The organism is Kitasatospora sp. NPDC101155, assembly GCF_044768305.1.
Classification (GTDB): domain Bacteria; phylum Actinomycetota; class Actinomycetes; order Streptomycetales; family Streptomycetaceae; genus Kitasatospora.
Genome location: NZ_JBIWPN010000024.1, coordinates 100,774 through 121,496 on the forward strand (window position 1 = coordinate 100,774; position 20,723 = coordinate 121,496).

General features: G+C 73.6%; 19 protein-coding genes and 3 pseudogenes. 18 read left to right on the forward strand and 4 right to left on the reverse strand.

The features are described 5' to 3' along the window. Nucleotides 1-15 precede the first annotated feature (15 nt). The 5 genes and pseudogenes from ACIRYZ_RS29610 to ACIRYZ_RS29630 all read left to right on the forward strand — a co-directional run bounded on the left by ACIRYZ_RS29610 (nucleotide 16) and on the right by ACIRYZ_RS29630 (nucleotide 4,630). Complete coding sequence (locus ACIRYZ_RS29610; protein ID WP_402949938.1) at nucleotides 16-1,245, forward strand: type III PLP-dependent enzyme; 1,230 nt, start codon at nucleotides 16-18, stop codon at nucleotides 1,243-1,245. After that, nucleotides 1,242-1,787, forward strand: a complete 546-nt coding sequence (locus ACIRYZ_RS29615) for a GNAT family N-acetyltransferase (RefSeq protein WP_402949941.1) — start codon at nucleotides 1,242-1,244, stop codon at nucleotides 1,785-1,787. Before ACIRYZ_RS29610 ends, ACIRYZ_RS29615 begins: the two co-directional genes overlap by 4 nt. A gap of 5 nt (nucleotides 1,788-1,792) precedes the next feature. Continuing rightward, nucleotides 1,793-2,986 carry an MFS transporter gene (locus ACIRYZ_RS29620; RefSeq protein WP_402949944.1) on the forward strand — a complete coding sequence of 398 codons (1,194 nt, stop codon included), beginning with the start codon at nucleotides 1,793-1,795 and terminating at the stop codon, nucleotides 2,984-2,986. A 180-nt stretch (nucleotides 2,987-3,166) separates the two neighbouring features. Next, nucleotides 3,167-3,808, forward strand: a pseudogene (locus tag ACIRYZ_RS29625) (RNA-guided endonuclease TnpB family protein); the annotation flags it as partial. Nucleotides 3,809-3,889: 81 nt separating this feature from the next. Then, the gene (locus ACIRYZ_RS29630; RefSeq protein ID WP_402949947.1) at nucleotides 3,890-4,630 is read left to right on the forward strand and encodes a PIG-L deacetylase family protein; all 741 of its coding nucleotides are present in this window, start codon (nucleotides 3,890-3,892) and stop codon (nucleotides 4,628-4,630) included. Here ACIRYZ_RS29630 and ACIRYZ_RS29635 read toward each other — a convergent pair. The 3 genes from ACIRYZ_RS29635 to ACIRYZ_RS29645 form a co-directional block, all read right to left on the reverse strand. Beyond that, complete coding sequence (locus tag ACIRYZ_RS29635; RefSeq protein WP_402949950.1) at nucleotides 4,627-5,301, reverse strand: DedA family protein; 675 nt, start codon at nucleotides 5,299-5,301, stop codon at nucleotides 4,627-4,629. The genes ACIRYZ_RS29630 and ACIRYZ_RS29635 overlap by 4 nt on opposite strands. 50 nt (nucleotides 5,302-5,351) lie before the next feature. Beyond that, on the reverse strand, nucleotides 5,352-5,555 hold the full coding sequence (locus ACIRYZ_RS29640; protein ID WP_393028912.1) for a DUF1918 domain-containing protein: 204 nt from the start codon (nucleotides 5,553-5,555) through the stop codon (nucleotides 5,352-5,354). Nucleotides 5,556-5,677: 122 nt separating this feature from the next. Then, entirely contained in the window at nucleotides 5,678-6,448 is a 771-nt protein-coding gene (locus tag ACIRYZ_RS29645; protein WP_402949953.1) for a TetR/AcrR family transcriptional regulator, read from the reverse strand. A 392-nt stretch (nucleotides 6,449-6,840) separates the two neighbouring features. Here ACIRYZ_RS29645 and ACIRYZ_RS29650 point away from each other — a divergent pair, with 392 nt between their 5' ends. The 10 genes from ACIRYZ_RS29650 to ACIRYZ_RS29695 all read left to right on the forward strand — a co-directional run bounded on the left by ACIRYZ_RS29650 (nucleotide 6,841) and on the right by ACIRYZ_RS29695 (nucleotide 18,336). Further along, nucleotides 6,841-7,638, forward strand: a complete 798-nt coding sequence (locus ACIRYZ_RS29650) for a phytanoyl-CoA dioxygenase family protein (protein ID WP_402949956.1) — start codon at nucleotides 6,841-6,843, stop codon at nucleotides 7,636-7,638. Nucleotides 7,639-7,649: 11 nt separating this feature from the next. Next, nucleotides 7,650-8,219: a DUF6309 family protein gene (locus ACIRYZ_RS29655; RefSeq protein ID WP_402949958.1), complete on the forward strand. Its 570-nt coding sequence runs from the start codon at nucleotides 7,650-7,652 to the stop codon at nucleotides 8,217-8,219. Continuing rightward, on the forward strand, nucleotides 8,216-12,307 hold the full coding sequence (locus tag ACIRYZ_RS29660) for an AMP-binding protein (protein ID WP_402949960.1): 4,092 nt from the start codon (nucleotides 8,216-8,218) through the stop codon (nucleotides 12,305-12,307). The genes ACIRYZ_RS29655 and ACIRYZ_RS29660 overlap by 4 nt, the downstream gene beginning before the upstream one ends. Before the next feature lie 34 nt (nucleotides 12,308-12,341). Next, entirely contained in the window at nucleotides 12,342-13,610 is a 1,269-nt protein-coding gene (locus tag ACIRYZ_RS29665) for an aspartate aminotransferase family protein (protein WP_402949963.1), read from the forward strand. Between the two features lie 11 nt (nucleotides 13,611-13,621). Next, nucleotides 13,622-14,491: a TauD/TfdA family dioxygenase gene (locus ACIRYZ_RS29670; protein ID WP_402949965.1), complete on the forward strand. Its 870-nt coding sequence runs from the start codon at nucleotides 13,622-13,624 to the stop codon at nucleotides 14,489-14,491. Continuing rightward, a complete protein-coding gene (locus ACIRYZ_RS29675) occupies nucleotides 14,479-15,246 on the forward strand; it encodes an SDR family oxidoreductase (RefSeq protein WP_402949967.1) in 768 nt (255 codons plus the stop codon). The genes ACIRYZ_RS29670 and ACIRYZ_RS29675 overlap by 13 nt, the downstream gene beginning before the upstream one ends. A 3-nt stretch (nucleotides 15,247-15,249) precedes the next feature. Next, nucleotides 15,250-16,005 (forward strand): methyltransferase domain-containing protein, encoded by a 756-nt coding sequence (locus ACIRYZ_RS29680; protein WP_402949970.1) that lies wholly within the window; start codon nucleotides 15,250-15,252, stop codon nucleotides 16,003-16,005. Nucleotides 16,006-16,516: 511 nt separating this feature from the next. Next, nucleotides 16,517-16,870, forward strand: coding sequence for a RidA family protein (locus ACIRYZ_RS29685; protein WP_393028894.1), 354 nt, complete (start codon nucleotides 16,517-16,519; stop codon nucleotides 16,868-16,870). A 79-nt stretch (nucleotides 16,871-16,949) separates the two neighbouring features. Beyond that, nucleotides 16,950-17,648 (forward strand): alpha/beta fold hydrolase, encoded by a 699-nt coding sequence (locus tag ACIRYZ_RS29690; RefSeq protein WP_402949973.1) that lies wholly within the window; start codon nucleotides 16,950-16,952, stop codon nucleotides 17,646-17,648. A 229-nt stretch (nucleotides 17,649-17,877) separates the two neighbouring features. Beyond that, entirely contained in the window at nucleotides 17,878-18,336 is a 459-nt protein-coding gene (locus tag ACIRYZ_RS29695; RefSeq protein ID WP_402949993.1) for a hypothetical protein, read from the forward strand. A gap of 78 nt (nucleotides 18,337-18,414) precedes the next feature. Here ACIRYZ_RS29695 and ACIRYZ_RS29700 read toward each other — a convergent pair. Further along, nucleotides 18,415-18,567 (reverse strand): annotated as a pseudogene (locus tag ACIRYZ_RS29700) (BTAD domain-containing putative transcriptional regulator); the annotation flags it as partial. A 127-nt stretch (nucleotides 18,568-18,694) separates the two neighbouring features. Between ACIRYZ_RS29700 and ACIRYZ_RS29705 the strand changes: the two are divergent. From ACIRYZ_RS29705 to ACIRYZ_RS29715, 3 genes and pseudogenes are all read left to right on the forward strand, one after another. After that, complete coding sequence (locus ACIRYZ_RS29705) at nucleotides 18,695-20,023, forward strand: GH1 family beta-glucosidase (RefSeq protein ID WP_402949976.1); 1,329 nt, start codon at nucleotides 18,695-18,697, stop codon at nucleotides 20,021-20,023. Nucleotides 20,024-20,131: 108 nt separating this feature from the next. Then, nucleotides 20,132-20,383, forward strand: coding sequence for an IS3 family transposase (locus tag ACIRYZ_RS29710; protein ID WP_402949979.1), 252 nt, complete (start codon nucleotides 20,132-20,134; stop codon nucleotides 20,381-20,383). Nucleotides 20,384-20,536: 153 nt separating this feature from the next. Beyond that, nucleotides 20,537-20,629: pseudogene (locus ACIRYZ_RS29715) on the forward strand (IS5/IS1182 family transposase); the annotation flags it as partial. Between the last annotated feature and the right edge of the window lie 94 nt (nucleotides 20,630-20,723).

Genomic DNA, 20,723 nt, shown 5'->3' on the forward strand with positions numbered 1-20,723 from the left:
ACCGGGAGTTCATCCGTGATACGTCAGACCACCGACCCGCGCCACCAGACCGACGGCCGCGGAACCGGCGCCCTGCGCGCCGCGCTCGCCGCCGCCACCGAGGACACCCTGATCTACGACCTGGACGGCATCGGCCGCCAGTACGCCGCCCTGTGCGCCGAACTGCCCGGTGTCGCCGTCCGGTTCGCGATGAAGGCCTGCCCGGTCGACGAGGTGCTCGACCACCTCGCCCGGCTCGGCTCCGGCTTCGACGCGGCCGGGCCGCAGGAGATCGCCCAGGCGCTGCGCACCGGGGTCGCCCCCGAACTGATCCACTACGGCAACACCGTCAAGTCCGACCGCAACATCGCCGAGGCCTACCGGCTGGGCGTGCGCGACTTCGCCACCGACAGCCTGGAGGACGTCGCCGCGATCGCCGAACACGCCCCCGGCTCACGGGTGTTCTGCCGCCTGGCCACCACCGGCGAGGGCGCGCTGTGGGGACTCAGCCACAAGTTCGGCTGCTCGCCCGAGGACGCCCCGCGGGTGCTGGACGCCGCCCGCACCTGCGGGCTGGTGCCCTCCGGCCTGTCGGTCCACGTCGGCTCGCAGCAGATGACCGCCGAGGCCTGGGGCGCGGCCGTCGAGTCGCTGGCCGCCGTGCTGGAGGCGGTCAACCGGCGCGGCATCGTGCCGAACCGGATCAACCTCGGCGGCGGACTGCCCGCCCTCGGTGTGCTGGACCGGCACGGCCGCCCGCTCGAACCGCCGCTGGACAAGATGTTCGCGGTGATCCGCGAGGGCATGGACCGGCTGCGCGCCGTCAACGCCGCCCCGCTGGAGTTCCTGCTGGAACCCGGCCGCCACCTGGTCGCCGACCACGGCGCGATCCGCGCCCACGTCGCCCGGCTCTCCTCCCGCCGCCGGCTCGACGGCACCCGCGAGGACTGGCTCTACCTGAGCTGCGGCAAGTTCAACGGCCTCTACGAGATGGACCAGTTGCAGTACCGGCTGGAGTTCCCCACCCACCCCGGCGGGCGGTTCGTCGACGCCGTGGTGGCCGGTCCGACCTGCGACAGCGACGACGCGTACGCCCAGGAGGACGGCCTGGTACGGGTGCCGCGCGCGGTCGCCTCCGGCGACCCGGTGTGGATCCACTCCTGCGGCGCGTACTCCACCGCCTACGCCACCCGGGGGTTCAACGGCTTCGTGCCGCTGCCGTACACCTGCGTCGGCGGCCCGGCTCCGGACGGAGGACGCGCATGACCGACACCCGGATCCGGCTGCTTCGGGAGGAGGACTGGGACGACGTGGTCGCGCTGGAGGAACGCGCCTACGCCGCCGACGGCCTGTCCGAGGGCGGCGAGGCGCTGCGCTCCCGGCACCGCGCCTCGCCCTCCACCTGCTTCGTCCTGGAGCACGCCGGCGGCATCGGCGGCTACCTGCTCGCCCTGCCGTACCCGCTGTTCCGCTGCCCGGACCTCAGCCGGGCCGAGTCCGGCGGCGGTGTACCGGCGAGCAACCTGCACGCCCACGACCTGGTGATCGCCGAGCGGGCGCGCGGCCGGGGCCTGGCCCACCGGATGCTGCGGCACCTGGAGGAGACCGGACGGGCGGCCGGCCACCGGACGCTCTCGCTGGTCGCGGTGCGCGGCTCGCAGGTGCTGTGGACCCCGCTCGGCTACCGCGCCCGGCCCGAGATCGGGCTGCCCGCGAGCTACGGCGCCGAGGCGGTCTACATGGCCAAGCCGTTGGAAACCGCCCCGGCCGATCCCGTCCCGTCCCCCTCCAGAGCCGAAGTGGGCTGATGCACATGTCTCCCGTACGCGACGAGTTCCGCCGCTCCCAACTGGCCACCGGCGCACTGTTCTTCGTCCTCGGATTCCAGTACGCGACCTGGGTCTCCCGGGTGCCCGCGCTCAAGGCCCGGCTCGACCTGGGCGAGGCCCGGATCGGTCTGCTGCTGATGACCTGCGGGATCGGCGCGGCGGTGTCCTTCCCGCTGGTCGCGGTGCTGATGCGGCGGCTCGGCTCCCGCCTGCTCTCGGTGCTGTCCGCGCTCGCCCTGGGCGTCGTCCTGCTCGCGCTGTCGGTGGTGCCGAACTACCCGGTCACCCTGCTGGTGCTGTTCTGCGACGGCGTCGCGGTCGGCTGCCTGAACGTCGCGATGAACGCCCAGGGCGCCGCGCTGGAGGCCCGCTTCGAGCGGACCACGATGTCCAGGCTGCACGCCACCTTCAGCGCCGGCTCGCTGCTGGCCGCCCTGCTGGCCTCCGGCGTCAACGCCTTCACCGGCACCCTCGCCGTCCACTTCGGCCTGGCCGCGCTGCTGCTGGCGGTGCTGGTCGTCGTCGCCCGGCCCGGGCTGCTGGCCGACGGCCCGCAGGAAGCCGCCTCGCCGACGGAGCGGAAGGAGCGGCGCGGCTTCACCCTGCCCGCCGTGGCGACGCTCTGGATGGGCCTGGCGATGGTCTTCGGCACCGTCACCGAGGGCGCCATGAACGACTGGTCCGCGCTCTACCTCAAGGACGTGGTGCACGCCGCCGCCGGACTCGCCCCGATGGGCATCGCCGTGGTCTCGGTGATGATGGTCTGCGCCCGGATCTTCGCCGACGGCTGGCGCACCCGCTTCGGCGACGGCCGCATCGTCCGCACCGGCAGCCTGCTGGCCGGCCTGGGCCTGGCCCTCGCCCTGCTGGTCGGCGGCGTCGTCCCCACGTTGCTCGGCTTCGCCTGCGTCGGCCTCGGCGTCGCCGCCGTCACTCCGTGCGTCTACGTCGCCGCCGCCCGCCAGGGCTCCGACGCCCTCTCGCTGGTCGCCGCCATGGGCACCACCGGCCTGCTCGCCGGCCCCGCCGCCATCGGCTTCGTCGCCGGCGCCACCAGCCTGGCGTGGGGCATGGCCGCCGTCGCCGCCTCGACCGCCGTGGTCTCCCTCTGCGCCACCCGCATCCGCTGGCCGCAACCTGCCTCTGCTGCCGCTCAGCTCGCCCCTGACGCCGCCTGACCCCTCAGTTCTCGCCCGGCACGTCCGCGCCCCCGTCGCGGACGTGCCGGGCGAGCCGTTCCCTCCTCGCGGTGAGGCGGGCGATCTCCGCGTCCAGGGCCTCCAGCCGGGCGGTGACCACCGGCGCGAAGGTCTCCGGCCCGGGGTCGGCCGTGCAGCGCTGTGGCGGGTCCTTGCAGTCGCCTGCAGAAGGCGTTGAGCCGCTCTGAGAAGGGATCGAAGAACCGGGACAAGGCCCGAAAGAAGGTCGCGCGTCAGCACGCTAAGGTGGCCGACCGCCGCCGGGACTGGCACCACAAGGAATCCACGAAGATCATCCGAGAGAACCAATCGGTGTACGTGGAAGACCTAGCGGTGGCCGGCCTCGGGCGGACCCGGCTCGCCAAGTCCGTGCACGACGCCGGATGGTCACAGTTCCTCATGATGCTGGAGTACAAGGCCGCAAAGCACGGCCGTCACTTCAGCCGCATCGGACGCTTCGAGCCGACCTCGCAGGTCTGTTCGGCCTGCGGCGTCCAGGACGGTCCCAAGCCCCTATCGGTCCGCGAGTGGACCAGCGGGGCGTGCGCGGCCGTTCACGACCGCGATGTGAACGCCGCACGCAACATCCTGGCCGCCGGGCGGGCGGACAGGCTAGACGCCTGTCGAGCGCAGGTAAGACCGGGAGCAGTCCCGGCACAGCGCGATGAAGCAGGAACCCACCGAGACGGTCAGACGACCGTGGCAGGAATCCCGTTCCCTCAGGGGCGGGAGGACGTCAAGCATGCGTCAGGGGCAAGTGCGGCCGATGAAACCAGGTCTGACGGTACGTGGGGGAAGTAAGTCTTCTAGAGTCGCCTGCGGTACGACCGTATGACCATGAGCAGCACGAGCCGGATGAGCCGCGTGAGAGGTTTGGACAGCATGACCGAGCAGGCCCCCGAGCCCTACGAGCACGTCGACGAGGACTGGCAGACCGCGGTGGCGATCGTCGCCCACCCCGACGACATGGAGTACGGCGGCGCTTCGGCCGTCGCCCGCTGGACCGCGCAGGGCAAGAAGGTGATCTATGTGATGGTCACCAGCGGCGAGGCCGGGATCGACTCGATGCAGCCCGAGGAGTGCGGGCCGCTGCGGGAGGCCGAGCAGATCGCCTCGGCGCGGGTGGTCGGGGTGGAGACCGTGGAGTTCCTCGGGTATCCGGACGGGGTGGTGGAGTACGGGCTGCCGCTGCGCCGGGACATCGCCCGGGTGGTGCGCCGGCACCGGCCGGAGATCGTGATCACCAGCAACTTCCGGGAGACCTACGGCGGGGCGTTCCTCAACCAGGCGGACCACATCGCGGTCGGCCGGGCCACCCTGGACGGCGTCCGGGACGCCGGGAACCGCTGGGTGTTCCGCGAGTTGGTGGACGAGGGGTACGAGCCGTGGAACGGGGTGCGGCAGATCTGGGCGGCGGCCTCGCCGGGGTCGAAGCACGCGGTGGACACCACCGACACCTTCGACGCCGGTGTCGCCTCGTTGGAGGAGCACAAGGCGTACCTGGCCGGGCTGGGCGGGGCGATGGCGGACGCCCGGGAGTTCCTGGAGGGCTTCGGCCGCGGCGCGGGCACCCGGCTGGGGACGCGCTTCGCGGTGCCGTTCGAGGTGTTCCCGCTGCGCTAGCCGGGGGGCTCGGCGGAGTCGGAGCCGGCGTCGACGCCTTCGCGGCGCCGACGCCGGTAGCGCAGCACCTGCCGGAGCAGGAAGGCCGCGACCAGCAGCCCGAGGCCGATCGCGAACCAGAGCTGGTAGTGGATCGCCGTCCGGTAGACCGTGCCGATGTTGGCCCCGGCGACGTAGCCGAGGGTGCCCCACACCGCGGTCCACAGCACCGCGCCCAGCAGGTTGAAGACCGCGAAGCGGCGCCACGGCATCTCGGTGGTCCCGGCGATGATGCCGTTGTACTGGCGCAGCCCGTCCACGAAGCGGGCGACCGCGACGACCTTGCCGCCGTGCCGGGCGAAGAAGCCGTCCGCGCGTTCCATCCGGGCCGGGGTGAGCAGCACGTAGCGGCCCCAGCGGTGGACGAAGGCGCGCCCGCCGGTGTGGCCGATCAGGTAGCCGAGGCTGTTGCCGACCGTGGCGGCGGCCGCCGCGATCAGCAGGACGGCGGCGAAGTCCAGGTGCCCGGTGCCGGCGTACACCGAGGCGAGCACCAGGATGGTCTGCCCGGGCACCGGGATGCCGCAGTTGTCGAGCAGTACGAGCAGCGCCACCGCGATGTACCCGTAGTGGTCCAGCAGTGGTGCGAGATCGGCGAGTGCCCCGGGCAGCGGGGGCGAGGGGGCGGACACCGCTCCTCACCACCTCGCGCGGGTCGGGCACGGGGTGGTGGGGGAGTCGGTCAGTGTCCCGCCTGGCGGGATCCGACGTGTTCGATGTTGCAGTCGGGGCCGGGGTAGATCAGGCCTTCGTGGCCGTCCTCGAAGCGGACCACGTACGGGGGCTCGCCGTCGGTGCCGCGCACCTCCGTGATGATGCCCTTCTGGTCCACCATGCCCACCGACCTGCTGTGGATATGGAGCTGGTCTCCTACCGCTGCGTGCATGGTCGTGCTCCTCGGGTCGCGGTGGCCGCCTCCGCGGCCGTTCCGCTTTCCACTGTGCTGCGGGCGCGGCGGGCTCGCAACGGCTCGGGCGGACGGGATGCGCGGGGCCCGTGGGTCGTGCGTCAGCCGCCGGACGGCTGTTGCGCCAGGTAACCGCGCACCAGCCGCTTGCACTCGGCGATCAGCGCCGGATCGCCGTCCGGGTCCCCCCGGAAGGCGAGTTTGAGCACCGCGTCGGCCGCCTCCAGGGCGACCCGCAGGGTGAGCGTGGTGGCCGCCGGGTCGCCTGCGGCGAACAGTTCGCCGCCGAGCGCCTGCAGCCGCAGGGCGACGGCGGTGTTGTTGTCCACGCCCGCGTCCAGCAGGTGCTTCTCATCCCGGACCCCGGCCGGCACCGCGGTGCCGGCCAGCCCGAAGTCCACCTGGCCGAACCCGGGCACCGCGCGCTTCATCGCCACGAACTCCTCCACCGCGAGGTCGCTGAAGCCGGCCGGGCCGACCGGCGCGGAGGCGTCCAGCCGGGCGTCCAGCCGTTGGAGGTACCGGTCGAGGTTGCGGGCGGCGAGCGCGGCCAGCAGGTCCTCCTTGCCGGCGAAGAACTGGTACAGGGTGCCGATCGGCACCTGGGCACGCTGGGCGACCTCCTTGGTGGTCAGTGCGGTCGCCCCGACCTCGTCCAGCAGCCCGGCGCAGGCGTCCAGGATGCGGCTGTACCGCTCCTGGCTGCGCTGCTGGACCGGCCGCCGCCGGGTCGGCCCGGCTGTGTGGTGACTCCGCGTGTCCGCGACGGCACCCACCTTGCTGCGCTCGGCGGGCGCTTCGCGCAACGCGCCCCTCTCGACGGTTCTCCCCCAGCCTTCGGCCGGGGGTACCCCCATGCTCCGCTCGCTCATGTGGCAACTCTGCCGCATCCGATGTTCCGACGGCGAATCACCGGGGCTCGGAAGGACCGGAGTTTCCGGTGAGGGAGGAATCGACTGGTGGCCGGAGCTGAACGGCACGGTGGCGGGAAGGTGGCCACGGGTTGGCGTTGGTCTTGTCGTGGACGCGAAGACCGGTTCATACTCCTGAGGCGGATCACCTTGTGTGATCGAGGCATGCCTCTTCGTGGTGATCGCGAAGTCGGTGGTGATCGCGAATTCAGGTGATCGCGCATCCCAGCAGTCCGTGGCGACGACGGGCGACACCGCCGCCACCCGAGGTCTGGATGAACCCGTGTGCCCCCTGGCTCATCACGCGTCCCGTACCTGTGCGTCCCGTCGAACGGAAGGAGGGGATCGGTTCGGTGACCTCGTTCTCCACCGGGCGTGAGGCCCTCGACACCGAGCACCGCCGTCAGTTCCTGGAGTCCGGGTACCTGGTCCTGCCCGCACTGCTGCCCGAGGCACTGCGCGAACGCCTCGTCCCCGAGGTGGACCGGTGGGTGGACGAGGGACTACGGGCCCGCTCGATCGAAGCCTGCACCGACTCCGACCGGCACGGGTCACCCCCGCTGCTGGAGCTGGAGCTCCCCGCCCACGGTCGGCTGCTCACCCACCCGCCGCTGATGCGGGCGCTGACCGGGCTGATCGGGCCCTCCTTCGTCTTCCACCACCTGCACAGCGACCGCCAGGCCCCGGGCATCCCCGGAAAGCCCTGGCACCACGACTGCGAGCCCAACGACGGCCCCGACCCGGCGCTGGTGATGGTCCACGCGCTGCACTACCTCGGCGGCCTGGACGAGAAGGTCGGCAGCCTGGCCGTGCTGCCCGGCTCGCACCACAGCACCGCCGGCAAGACCGCCTATGCCCACCACGGCACCGCGGAACTGCCCGGCGAGGTGGTCATCGACCGGCTGCCGCCCGGCTCCACCGTGCTGCTCAACTCGGCGCTGTTCCACACCCGCAGACCGGCACCCGACGGGCCGGGCAGGCCCCGGTACTTCATCGACGCCTCGTACTGCCAGGTGGGGGCGCGCTGGCGCCCGGTGAAGCCCTCCTGGCGGCAGATGCTCGCCCGGGCCCGCGAACTGGACCTGGCCGACGGCCAGTGGCCCGAGCTGTTCGGGGAACACCACTTCACCGAATACACCGGAACCGTCTGAGGAGCACAGCCGTGGAGATCGTCACCGCCGTCGCCTACCCCGAGGTCCACGACGCCTACCTGCGGGACCACCCGGTGGAGCGGGCCCACGCGGCGAACAGCAACCTGTACGGCGAGGAGAACGTCGAACGCGCCGACCGCATCCCCGGCGGCTGGTGGCGGGTCCGGCTGAGCCGGGCCGACCTCCTGGGCGTCGTCCTGCCCTGGCACCTCAGTGAGGGCGGCGAGCTCGAACTCGTCCCGCGCGCCGGGCTGACCGTGGCCCGGGCGGCCGAGCGCGTCCGCTCCGGCGGCGCCGCCTGGGCGGCGGCCAACCCGGTCTGCGCGGGCAAGCTGCGGGTGCTGCGCCGGGCGCCGTTCACGCCGCTGTTCCTCAGCACCGGACCGGTCGACCACCCCGACTACGCGGACCTGCTGGTCAGGGAGGGACTGATCCACATCGACGGCCTGCACCGCATGCTGGCCTGGGAGTTGGCCGGGCGGCTGCCCGAACGGGCCGGACTGGACGGGTACCTGGTGGGCGACCCCGGGGTGCTCGCCCGGCCGGTGGGAGCGGTACGGACGGGGGACGAGTCGGCGTGACCCCCGCGACGCAGCACCTCCGCTCCGTGTCCGCCGCCACCTCGCTGACCGCGCTCCTGTCGCAGCTCGCCCGGTCCCACCCGGACCGGCCCGCCCTCACCGACGGCGTCCGCGCCTACGACTACCGCACGCTCGACACCGCCGCCGGGCGGATCGCCGCCCGGCTGGCCGCCGACGGCACCGGGCGGGGCGACCGGGTCGCCCTGCTCGGCCCCCGGGACGCCCGGATGCTGGTGCTGCTGCACGGGGTGCTGCGCTCCGGCGCGGCGGCCGTGCCGGCCGACCCGGACTGGTCGGCGGCCGACCTCGCCCGGCGGCTGGCGGCCGTCCGGGTCTCGCGGGTGCTCGCCACCGGGGGCGGCCTCGGCGGGGAGGTGGTGGACGTCGAGGCGGCCGGCCCGTCGTGGTCGGGCGGCGAGGCGGCGGGGGAGGACCTCGCCTACCTGTCCTTCACCTCCGGGTCCAGCGGCGAGCCCAAGGCGGTGGCGGTCACCCACGACAACGCCGCGCACTACGCCCTGTCGCTGGCCGCGCGGCTCGGCCTGACCCGGGCGGACGCCCCCCGCCTGGCGCACGTCACCACGCTGGCCGCCGACCTCGGGCACACCGCCTGGCTGCTCGCCCTGGCCGCCGGGGGCTCGGTGCACGTCGTCCCCGACCGGGAGGTGCGCGACCCGGAGGCCTTCTGGGCCTCGCTGCGCCGGGCCGGGGTCGACACCCTGAAGACCACGCCCTCGCACCTGACCGCCCTGCTGGAGGGACGCCCGGCCGACGCTGCGCCGCTGCGCACCCTGCTGCTGGGCGGCGAGGCGCTGCCGCGTCCGCTGGCGGCCGCCCTGCTGGACGGCAAGGTCACCGAGCGGCTGGTCAACCACTACGGGCCGACCGAGACCACCGTCGGGGCCACCTGCTTCCTCGCCGCCTCCGCCCGGGAACTGCCCGCCGGGGAGCCGACCGTGCCGATCGGCAGCGGGATCGGCGAGGTGCTGCTCACCCTGGTGGACGGGCGGGGGCGGGCGGCGGCCGAGGGGGAGCTGCTGGTCGGCGGGCGGGGCGTCAGCGCCGGCTACTTCGGGCGGCCGGCCGAGACCGCCCGCGGCTTCGTCCGGTGGGACGGCCGACTGATGTACCGGACCGGCGACGTGTGCCGTCGGCGGGCCGACGGGGAACTGGTCTTCCTCGGGCGGGTGGACCGCCAGGTGAAGGTCCGGGGCTACCGGGTCGACCTCGCCGAGGTCGAGCGGGCCATGGACGGGTACCCGGGCGTCGCCGGCTCGGCGGCACTGCTGCGGGAGACTGCCGTCGGGAACCAGCTATTGGGCGCGGTACGGCTGTTGGAGGGCGCCGACGTCGAGGGCCTCGATGCGTATCTGCGCGACCGGCTGCCCGGCTACTCGGTGCCGCAGCCGGTCCTGGTGCTCGCGGAGTTCCCGGTCGGGCCGAACGGCAAGCTGGACCGGCCGCGGCTGGGCGAACTGGTCGCCGACCTGGTCGAGGCCAGGGCGGAGTCGTCGGGGCCCGGCAGGGACGGCCTGGCGGGGGAGATCGCCCGGTTCTGGGCCGGCGCGCTCGGGCTGTCCGGCGTCGGGCCGCAGGCGGACGTGCTCGCCCTCGGCGGGGACTCCATCCTCGCCATGCGCACCATCGCCCTCCTGCGGCGCTCCGGGCTGCGGGTCGCCTACGAGGACTTCTACCGGCACCCGACGGCGGCCGGGCTGGCCGCGGTGGCGGTGCCGGTCGCCACTGCCGTTCCGGCCCCGCGCCGACCCGGTGGCGGCAGCCGACTCGCGCCCGCCCAGCGCTGGCTCTACCGGCAGCGGTCCGTCGAGGACCCGCGGCACTGGAACCAGTCCGTCCTGCTGCGCTGCCGCACCGCCGTCGACCCGGCCGCGCTCTCGGCGGCCGTCGCGGCCGTGCTGGAAGGCCACCCGGCGCTGCGCCGGCCCGTCGCGCCGGACGGGTACGGCGAACCCCGGGCGGTGACCGAGCTCGACCCGCTCTCCCACTCCCGGATCCCGCGCGCGGCGGGCGCGATCGCCGACACCGTCACCGGAGTCTGCACCGAACTCCACCGCAGCCTCGACCCCCTGGCCGGACGGCTGCTGCGCGCCCACCTGTTCACCGGCCCGCCTGGCACCGACGACCGACTGGCGCTGATCGCCCACCACCTGGTGGTGGACGGGCTGTCCTGGCGGATCCTGCTGGACGACCTCGCCCACGCCTACCGCACGGTGCTCGACCAGGCCGGGTCCGATCGACAACCGGCCGACCTGCCGCCGACCCCCGACTTCTACCGGTGGGCGGCGGCCGCGCCGCCCCCGCCCGCGGCGCCGGAGGCTCCGGCGCCGCCCGGCCCCGCCACCGTGCCGCCCGCCCGACCGGCCGCGCTCAGCTGGGCCCTGGACGAGGACGCCACCGCCCGGCTGGTCGCCCGGCACGGTGGCGGGGCCGGGCTGGAGGCCGTCCTGCTCACCGCCTTCGCCGGGGCCGTCGCGCACTGGCAGGGTGAGCCCCGGCTCGCGGTGGAGGTGGAGACCCACGGCCGGGACACCGTCGGCGACCCGGGCGAATTCCTGGACACCGTCGGCTGGTTCACCGCCGTCAAGCACGTCGAGCTGGACCCTTCGGCGGGCGCCGAGGCCGCCGCGCGGCGGCTGCGCGAGGCGCCCGTCCGCCCCATGGACGCACCGGGCGACCGCCCCGCCGTCGGGTTCAACTTCCTCGGCACCTTCCGGCTCCCCGAGGAGCCCGCGCTGGACTGGACCGTCGCCGACGAGCAGGCGGGTCTGGCCCGCTGCGCCGGGGGCGACCCGCTGTACCGACTGCGACTCACCGCACGGGTGGTGGAGCAACGGCTGGTCGCCGATCTGGTGTACGGGTGGCCCGGCGTGCCCCACCCCGCCGCCGAGCGGATCGCCGCCCGCTTCGCCGAGGCGCTCGCGGGGCCGTCGGCGGAGCAGCCCGTCCGCGCGCCGCTCTCCACCTCCGGCCAACTGCTGCACGCCCGGGTGCCGCCCACCGCCCGGGTGGGCGTCCGCGAACCCGCCCGGGTGCTGCTCACCGGTGCCACCGGCTACCTCGGCCGGCACCTGCTGGACGCCTTCCTGCGGCGCGGCGCCGAGGTCACCTGCCTGGTCCGGGCCGCGGACGAGGCGGAGGCGGCACGCCGCCTGGCCGTCGGCCGGGCCCGGGTCGTCGCCGGGGACATCGACCGGGAGGGCCTCGGGCTCTCCCCGGCCGCGCTGGAGCGCGCCCGCACCGCCGGGATCGTGGTGCACGCGGCGGCGGACGTCCGGCTGGTCGCCTCGCCCGACGAACTGGAGCGCACCAACCACACGGCGGTGCGTCGGCTGCTCGACTGGATCGAGGAGCACACCCCGACGGCCACGCTCCACCACGTCTCCACCCTCGCCGTCTCCGGCGGGGTGGACGGCCCGCCGCGCCGCTTCAGCGAGGCCGACCTGTGGATCGGCCAGCACTTCCGCACCCCGTACGAGCGCACCAAGTACCGGGCCGAGCAGGCCGTTCGGGCCTGGGCGGCCACCGGGCACGCCGCCTACCTGTACCGCAGCGGGCACATCGCCGCGCACAGCCGGACCGGCGCCTTCCAGGCCAACGCCGGCGACAACCGGATCTACCAGCTCATCCGCGGCTACCTGCTGGCGGGCGCCGCCCCCAGCCGGCCGGACACCTCCTTCGCGTTCTCGCACGTGGACACGGTGGCCGCCGGGATCGCCGCGATCGCCCTCGACCCGTACGCCGCACCCGGCGCCTACCACGTGGAGAACCCGTACGCCGTGCCGCACGACGAACTCGTGGGCCGGCTCGCCGAGTTCGGTTACCCCGTCCGGCTCACCGGCGACGTGGACTTCGCGGCTGCCATCGCCCGGGCCGAGCACCGGCACCCGGCGGCCGCCCGACTGGCCGCCGCCTGGGCGCAGCAGGAGGAACGCAACGTCCGGGTGGACAGCGCCTACACCACCTCCGTACTCGACCGGCTGGGCGTCCGCTTCGCCGCGCCGACCCCGCAGTGGTGGTCGGCCGCGCTCACCTGGGCGTCCGAGGCCGGATACCTCCCGCCCCGCTGACCCGATCCACCCGACTCACAGAAGGCAGACTCCGTTGCCCCAGCTCTCCCCGGTGCTCAAGCAGGCCACCCCGGTCGTCGCCGTGCGCGGCGAAGGCCTCCACCTCTACGACGCCGACGGCCGCCGCTACCTCGACTTTACCTCCGGCGTGGGGGTGACCAGCACCGGCCACTGCCACCCCCGGGTGGTCGAGGCCGTCCGCGAACAGGCCGGCCGGCTGGTCCACGGCCAGTACACCACCGTCCTGCACGACCAACTGCTCACCCTCACCGAACGGTTGGGCGAGGTCCTGCCGGCCGGCCTGGACTCGCTGTTCTACGCCACCGCCGGGACGGAGGCTGTGGAGGCCGCGCTGCGGCTGGCCCGGCACGCCACCGGGCGGCAGAACGTGATCGTCTTCGAGGGCTCCTTCCACGGCCGCACCATGGGCGCGGCCGCCCTCACCACCGCCGGGACCCGTTTCCGGGCGGGCATCGGCCCGCTGGCGCCCGGGGTCGCGGTGGCGCCCTTCCCGGCCGCGTTCCGGCTGCGACTCTCGCTGGGGCTCTCCGAGGAGGAGGCGGTGGCGCACGCCCTGCGCGGGCTGGACGAGGTGCTCGCCACCGTCTCCGCGCCCGCCGAGACGGCGGCCATGTTCGTCGAGCCGGTGCTCGGCGAGGGCGGCTACGTCCCCGCCCCGGCCGGGTTCCTGGCCGGACTGCGCGAGCGGGCCGACCGGCACGGCATCCTGCTGGTGGTGGACGAGGTGCAGACCGGCTTCGGCCGCACCGGCCGGTTCTGGGCCCACCAGTACGAGGACGGCGTGCTGCCCGACGTGCTGATCACCGCCAAGGGCCTGGCCAGCGGCTTCCCGCTGTCCGCGATCGCCGCGCCGACCGAACTGATGCGACGCGCCTGGCCCGGCTCACAGGGCGGCACCTACGGCGGCAACCCGGTGGCCTGCGCCGCTGCCCTGGCCACCCTGGACGTGCTGCGCGAGGAGCGGCTGGTCGAGAACGCCGCCGAGCAGGGCGTACGGCTGCTGGACGGGCTGCGGGCGGTCGCCGCCGAGGCGCCCGGCATCGCCGACGTCCGGGGCCTCGGGCTGATGGCGGCCAGCGAGTTCTGCCGCCCGGACGACTCGCCGGACCCGGACACCGCCCGGCAGGTTCAACAGACGGCGGCCGACCTCGGCCTGCTGCTCCTGCTCTGCGGGACCCACCTCAACGTGGTCCGGATGATCCCCGCCCTGGTCGTCACGGCCGGGCAGATCGACGAGGCGCTGGCACTCTGGTCCAAGGCCGTCGCGGCCGGGGCCCGGTAGGGAGAGGCCTGATGAGCGAGCACACGGTCGCCGAAATCGGCTGGAGCAGTCTGGAGTTGGAGGCTCGACGGGAGCTGTGGTCGCTGCCGCTGGGCGAGCAGGAGCGGCGGCTGCTCCGGGCCGATGCGCGGGTCGGGCGCTGGGGCGCGGCCGGGCCGGTGCGCGAGCGGCTGCGGACCTTCGTCCGGGACAGCATCGCCTCCGTCGGCCTCGCCCACATCGGCCGACTGGTCGACCCGGCGCAGCCGGAGCAGGAGATCACCGAGGCGGTCTCCTTCCTGCTGCGGGACTACGGCCGGATCGTGCCGCAGAACGGGCGCGGCGACCTCACCTCGGTGCTGCGCGACCAGGACGGCGACGGCAACACCGAACTCGGGTTCCACTGCGACACCTGCGACCTGCTCGTCCTGCTCTGCGTCCAACCCGCCTACCACGGCGGCGGGTTGACCAAGCTGGCGAGCGCCCGGCACGTCCACGACCTGATCGGGCAGGAGCGGCCGGACGCGCTGGCCACCCTCGGCGAGAACTGGACCTTCGACCGGAGCGGCCGGGCCGGCCCGCAGGTCGTGGTCACCCCGATCCTCTACCCGCAGAAGGACGGGACCATCGGCTGCTACTACCAGACCCGCACCGTCCGCTCCTCCCCCGACCGGGGCGGGCCGGAACTGACGGACCGTCAATGGGAGGCACTGGGCGTGCTCGACGAGGTGCTCTACCGGCCGGAGATCGCCTTCGGGCTGCCGATGGCCGCCGGAGACCTGCTGATCATCCGCAACAGCCGGGTGCTGCACGGGCGTTCACCCTATGTCGACGAACCCGGGCCGCACGCCCGGCGGATGCTGCGGATCTGGCTGAACGAGGGGGAGGCGTGGACACGGTGACCCAGTCGCACGGAAAGGTCGCCCTGGTCACCGGCGGCGGCAGCGGGCTCGGCCGGGCCTCCTCGCTGGCTCTGCTGGCGGCGGGCTGGACGGTGGTACTGGCCGGGCGGCGCAAGGACGCACTGGAGGGGACCGCCGTGCTCGCGGAGGTCGACCCGGCGCGGATCCTCACCGTACCGACCGACATCCGCAGCCCCGAGGAGGTCGCCCGGCTCTTCGACGCCGTCCGCGACCGTTACGGCCGGCTCGACCTGCTGTTCAACAACGCGGGTGCGGCCGCCCCGCGCCGGCCGATCGCCGAGACCCCGTTCGCGGACTGGAACCGGGTCCTGGACACCATCGTCACCGGCAGCTTCCTGTGCGCCCGGGAGGCCTTCCGGCTGATGAGCACCCAGTCCCCGCAGGGCGGCCGGATCATCAACAACGGCGCGCCCTCGGCCCACGTGCCCCGCCCCAACTCCCTGGCCTACACGGCCGCCAAGCACGCCGTCCTCGGCCTCACCAAGGTGCTCGCCCTCGACGGCCGCCCGTACGGCATCTCGTGCGGGCAGATCGACGTCGGCAACGTCGCCCCGCCGGACGGCGGTCCGCAGCCCGCCGCGATGCAGGCCGACGGCACGATGGCGGTCGAGGCGACCATCCCGGTGGAGCGCTTCACCGAGGCCCTGGTGCTGATGGCCTCGCAGCCGCCCGACACCACCATCCAGTCCCTGGTGGTGCTGCCGAGCACCATGCCGTTCGTGGGGAGGGGGTGAGCCGTGCTGGTCAGCGCCCGCTCCTTCGCGGAGTACCGCGCGATGTTCGCGCTCACCGACCGGGACTTGGGGCAGCGCATCCTGGACTGCCCGGGCGGCGCGGCGGGTTTCGTCGCCGAGGCGGGCCGACGCGGCATCGACGCGGTCGCCGTCGACCGTGAATACGCCACGTACCGGGAGGAGTTGGGGCTGCTCGTCGAGCGGGAGACGCTGTTCAAGCGCGGGCAGCTGATGCGGGAGGCCCCGGACTTCGTCTGGTCCTGGCACGGCGATCCGGCCGGTCTGATCCGGGAGCGGATCGCCGGTGCCCGGCTGTTCCGGGCCGACATCGCGGCCCGGCCGGAGCGCTACCTGGCCGGGGAGCTGCCCGAACTGCCCTTCGCGGAGGGGTCCTTCGACCTGGTGCTCAGTTCGCATCTGCTGTTCTCGTACGGTAACCGACTGGGGGAGGACTTCCACGGGGCGGCGCTGCTGGAACTCGCCAGGGTGGCGCGGCGAGAGGTCAGGCTCTTCCCGGTGCTGGTGTACGACACCGGCGAGCGGTATGAAGGGCTGGACCGGTTGCGGGAGGAACTGGCGGGGGTCGGGATCGGGAGCCGGGTGGAGCGGGTGGCGTACGAATTCCAGCCCGGGGGTGACGAGATGCTGGTGCTCTCCTGTGCCGGGTACCGGGCGCCGGCCTCGGCGGCACCCCGGGCCGTCGCCTCCGATCCGGTGCGGTGGCGACACCGGGAGGGGGTATCTGGCAGAACCGCTTGATCAACTGTGTCGGTGCGGGCCACGGTTGCCTTATGACTACGCATCGGCACCACGAGCACCACGGGAGCCACGAGCAGCACGGGCACCACGACGGACACGCCTCGCACGCGGGGCATGCCCACCACGCCCACGGCGCCCCGCAGGGGCTGACGGCCTCCGACCAGGGCTTCACCCTGATACCGGAGACCGTCGGCCCCGAGGGCGAGTTCACCTTCCGGATCACCGGCCCCGACGGCAAGCCCCCGACGGCGAGCCCGGCGACGGCACGACGAAGCCCGGCCCGGACATCACCTTCCACGCCGTCGCGCCGACGGCCGGCCCGTACCGGCTCTACCTCGACTTCAAGCACGGTGACGAGGTCCACACGGCCGAGTTCACCGCCGTGGCGGCCGACTAGGGGTGGACCGGGAGCCGGCCGTCCTGGCGTGGACGGCGACGGCCGAGCCGTGCGGTTCTGTGGGAGCATGGCGCGATGGATCAAGGTCGACAGTTGGTCAGTTCCGCCTCACCCATGGAGCCCCGGATCGGCATGTCCCGGGCGGTCCGCAAGGGGTCGTACATCGCGGTGGCCGGCACCGCGCCGATCGGGGCGGACGGCAGGAACGTCGGGAAGGACGACGTCTACGCCCAGACGGTCCGGTGCCTGGACATCGCCGAGGCCGCGCTCAAGGCCGCGGGCTCGTCGCTCCAGGACGTCGTGCGGACCCGGATGATGCTCACGGACATCACGCGCTGGGAGGAGGCCGCCCGGGCGCACGGCGAGCGGTTCGCCGAGATCCGGCCGGCCTGCACCTTCGTCGAGGTCTCCCGGTTCATCGACCCGGAGTGGCTGGTCGAGGTGGAGATCGACGCCGTTCTCGACTGACCCGGGGTGCGCCTCCGTCGTGTCCGGGGCGCGGAGGTTCCCTCGGCGGTCGCGGAGCCGGCCCGCTACGGTGACGATCATGGTGAACTTCGTACTGGTCGCGGGCGCGCGGCTCGGGGCCTGGGCCTGGGACGACGTGGTGGCGCACCTGCGGGCGGCCGGGCACGGCGTCCACCCGCTGACCCTCTCCGGCCTCGCCGACCGGCAGGGCGTCCCGGCCGGGCAGCAGACCCACGTCCAGGACATCGTGGCCGAGGTCGAGCGCCTCGACCTGCGCGAGGTCGTGCTGGTCGGTCACAGTTACGCGGGCGTTCCGGCGGGGCAGGCCGCGGCGCGGATCGGTGACCGGCTGGCGCACCTGGTGCTCGTCGACGCCGCTCTCCCGGTCGAGGGCCGGTCGTTCGCCGAGGGCTGGCCGGACGGCGGGGTGGCACTGAGGGCGGCGATCGCCGGGAACGGCGGGTTCTGGCCGAGCGCCACCGCCGCCCACTTCGAGGGCCACGGCCTGACCGACGGGCAGATCGCCCGCATCGTCGCCGGCTCGACCCCGCACCCGGGCGCCACTCTGACCGAACCCGCCGTGCTGACCCGCCCGTTGGCCGAGCTGCCCGCGACCTACCTGCTGTGCCTGCTCGCCGCGGCGGAACCCGACGAGGAGGTGGCCGAGCTGGTGGCCGACGGGCACTGGCGACTGGTCGAGCTGGACACCGGGCACTGGCCGATGTTCTCCCGGCCGGCCGAGCTGGCCCGGATCCTGCTGGACACCGCCGGGCGGTGAGACCCGCGGCTCCGTCGGACACGGGGCCGCCGGCCGTCGATGAGGACGGTCAGCACCTGGTCGGCGTCCTCCGGGGCGTGTTCGCGGGCCCAGGCGGCCGAGGCGATGAGGGTGAACAGACCGTCGGCGGTAACGCCCGGGCTCCAGCCGGTGTCGGGGGTGACTGAACCGGATGGGGCACGACATCCGTGCCGGCAGCCGGCCCGAGGACGGATGCGGGAGGACAGCGATGGCCTGGTACCAGGGGCCGAGCCGGATCACGGTGACGGCGGTGGAGGGGCGGTTGCCGCAGCGGGTGGTGGTGACCGCCCGGGGCGCCGCGCCGGTGGAGATCCCCGGCGAGGTCGGCGCGGTCCACATCGTCGAGGCGGAGCGCTGGCAGCTCGACCCGGAGCACCGCGACCAGGCCCAGTGGTTCCCCAACGTGCGTGCCGTACAGGGCCGTTGGCAGGACATCCGGGGCGTGCTGACGCAGGTCGTGCACAGCCGCAACCGCGACCGGGCCGGCGACCGCCTCGACCACCTCCTGGAGCGGCTGACCGGGGCCGGTCACGTCGGACAGCGCGCCAGCCGGGCCTGCACCAGCTCCACCTGGCGGGTCATCCACCCCTGCTCGGCGGCGATCTCCACGGCCCGCTCCCAGTGCCTGCGTGCCTCGGCCGCCAGCCCCCGGTCGTACATCACCTGACCGATGAAGTCGGCGAAGTCGAACTCCGCGTGGGCCTGGCCGCCCTGCGCCCGGCCGAGCTCCAGCACTGCCCTCCTGATGCAGGCAGAGCACGGCGAGGCGGACCAGGGACTCGCGCAGCGGGTGTTCGGGCAGCGCCTCGGTGAGTTCGGCGGTCACCGTGTGGCCCCGCCCGGTGCGCAGCAGCCGTTCGGCGAGCTGCTCCAGCGCCTCGATCCGGAGGGTCTCCATGCTCTCGTCCGTCCTCGCCCCCCGGGCCTGCACCTTATCGGGCCGGCGGCGGTGGCCGGTCTCCTCTGGTGTTTCGGCGCGACGCCAGTAACATGAGTGCTCCTCACGTTTCTGTCAGGAGGCTGCTATGCCGGATCGTTTCGACCTGCCGGCGGGGTTCCGCTGGGGTGCCGCCACCGCCGCCTACCAGATCGAGGGGGCGGTGGACGAGGACGGCCGCGGCCCCTCCGTCTGGGACACCTTCTCGGCGCGCCCTGGTGCCGTCCGCGACGGGCACACCGGTGCGGTCGCCTGCGACCACTACCACCGGTACCCCGAGGACATCGCTCTGATGAAGGACCTCGGGCTGGACGGCTACCGCTTCTCCATCGCCTGGCCCCGCGTCCTGCCCACCGGCGCCGGCAAGGTCAATGAGGCCGGCCTCGCCTTCTACGACCGCCTCGTCGACGCCCTGCTGGAGGCGGGCATCACGCCGCTGCCCACCCTCTTCCACTGGGACCTCCCGCAGGCCCTGGAGGACGAGGGCGGCTGGCTCAACCGCGACACCGCGTACCGCTTCGCCGAGTACGCGAGCGTGGTGGCGGACCGGCTCGGGGACCGTATCCCGACGTGGATCACCCTCAACGAGCCCTTCGTCCACACCGTCTTCGGCTACGCCCTCGGCACCCACGCCCCCGGCCACACCCTGATGTTCGAGGCCCTCCCGGCCGCCCACCACCAGCTCCTCGCCCACGGCCTCGCCGCCTCGCTGCTCCACGAGCGCGGCCTGGAGGTCATGCTTTCCAACAACCTCACCCCGGTGTGGCCGGCCTCCTCCTCGCCCGAGGACGCGGCCGCCGCCGCGACCTACGACGCCCTGCACAACCGCCTGTTCACCGACCCCGTCCTCCTCGGCCGCTACCCCGACCTCTCCGCCCTCGGCGTCCCCGACGACATCTTCGGCGCGGTCCAGCCCGGCGACACCGACCTCATCCACACCCCAGGCCTCGACGGCCTCGGCCTCAACTACTACAACCCCACCCGCGTCGCCGCCCCCAGCAGCCCGGACCTCCCCTTCGACCTGGTCGCCATCCCCGACGTCCCCCACACCGCCTTCGGCTGGCCCGTCGTCCCCGATGCCCTGCGTCAACTCCTCATCGGTTTGAGGGAGTTGTACGGCAATGCCCTCCCGCCCATCACGATCACCGAGAACGGCTGCTCCGTCGAGGAGACCACCGACCCCGACCGGCCTCGCATCGACTACCTCGCCACCCACCTCGACGCCCTCGCCCAGGCCATCGCCGAGGGCGTCGACGTCCGCGGCTACTACACGTGGTCCCTGCTCGACAACTACGAATGGGCCGAGGGGTTCCATCAGAGATTCGGGCTCGTGCATGTCGACTTCGAGACCCAGCGTCGCACCCCGAAGGCCTCCTTCGCCTGGTATCGCAACCTGATTGCTGCTCACCGTCGCTAGAAGTCAACGGAGTTGAGATCAGAATTGAACGGTTGCGTCCGTCAGGCTCAATGCAGGCCCGGTGGGGCCTTGCGAGTCGAGCTCATTCGCGGCCGCCACGCCCGTGTCATGGGCGTCAACCGCTCCACCTACTACGCCTGGCTCGCCGGTCGGCCGGCGGCAGCCGTACGTCAGCGGGCAGAGGACGAACTGGCGGAGGAGATAAGGGAGATCCATGCCTCCTCGCGCGGAGCCTACGGCGTCCCGCGCGTGCACGCCGCACTGCGGCGCAAGGGCCACGCCTTGCCAACCCCGGCCAGCACCTGGTTGACGTGCATGCCGCACCCCGCAGGCGACCGTTTCTTCAAATATACCCCATAGGGTATATTTGAAGGGCCGCGACTGCTGGCCGTGCATGTCCTGCAGCGCGATGCATAGGCGAGCGGTCGGCAGTTGGGCCGCGCCGTGTTTGTGTGGCCGGAGTCCCCCAGAAAGCACGGCGGAGGTCTCTGCTCAAGCCATCGGGAATCGCGCGATCGGTTGCGCGGCCTGGTCCGTGAAGACGCCAGCCGTGCCCCGGAACCGACCGCCGCCGTGATCGACGCGCAGTCGCTGCGGGCGGCGGCCTCGGTACTGAGCTTCCCCCGCTGTGCGGGAGGTGTTGATTACCTGGTCAGGATGGGTGTGGGTGGTTCGATGGCCACCGGTTCGGCCGTCGCTT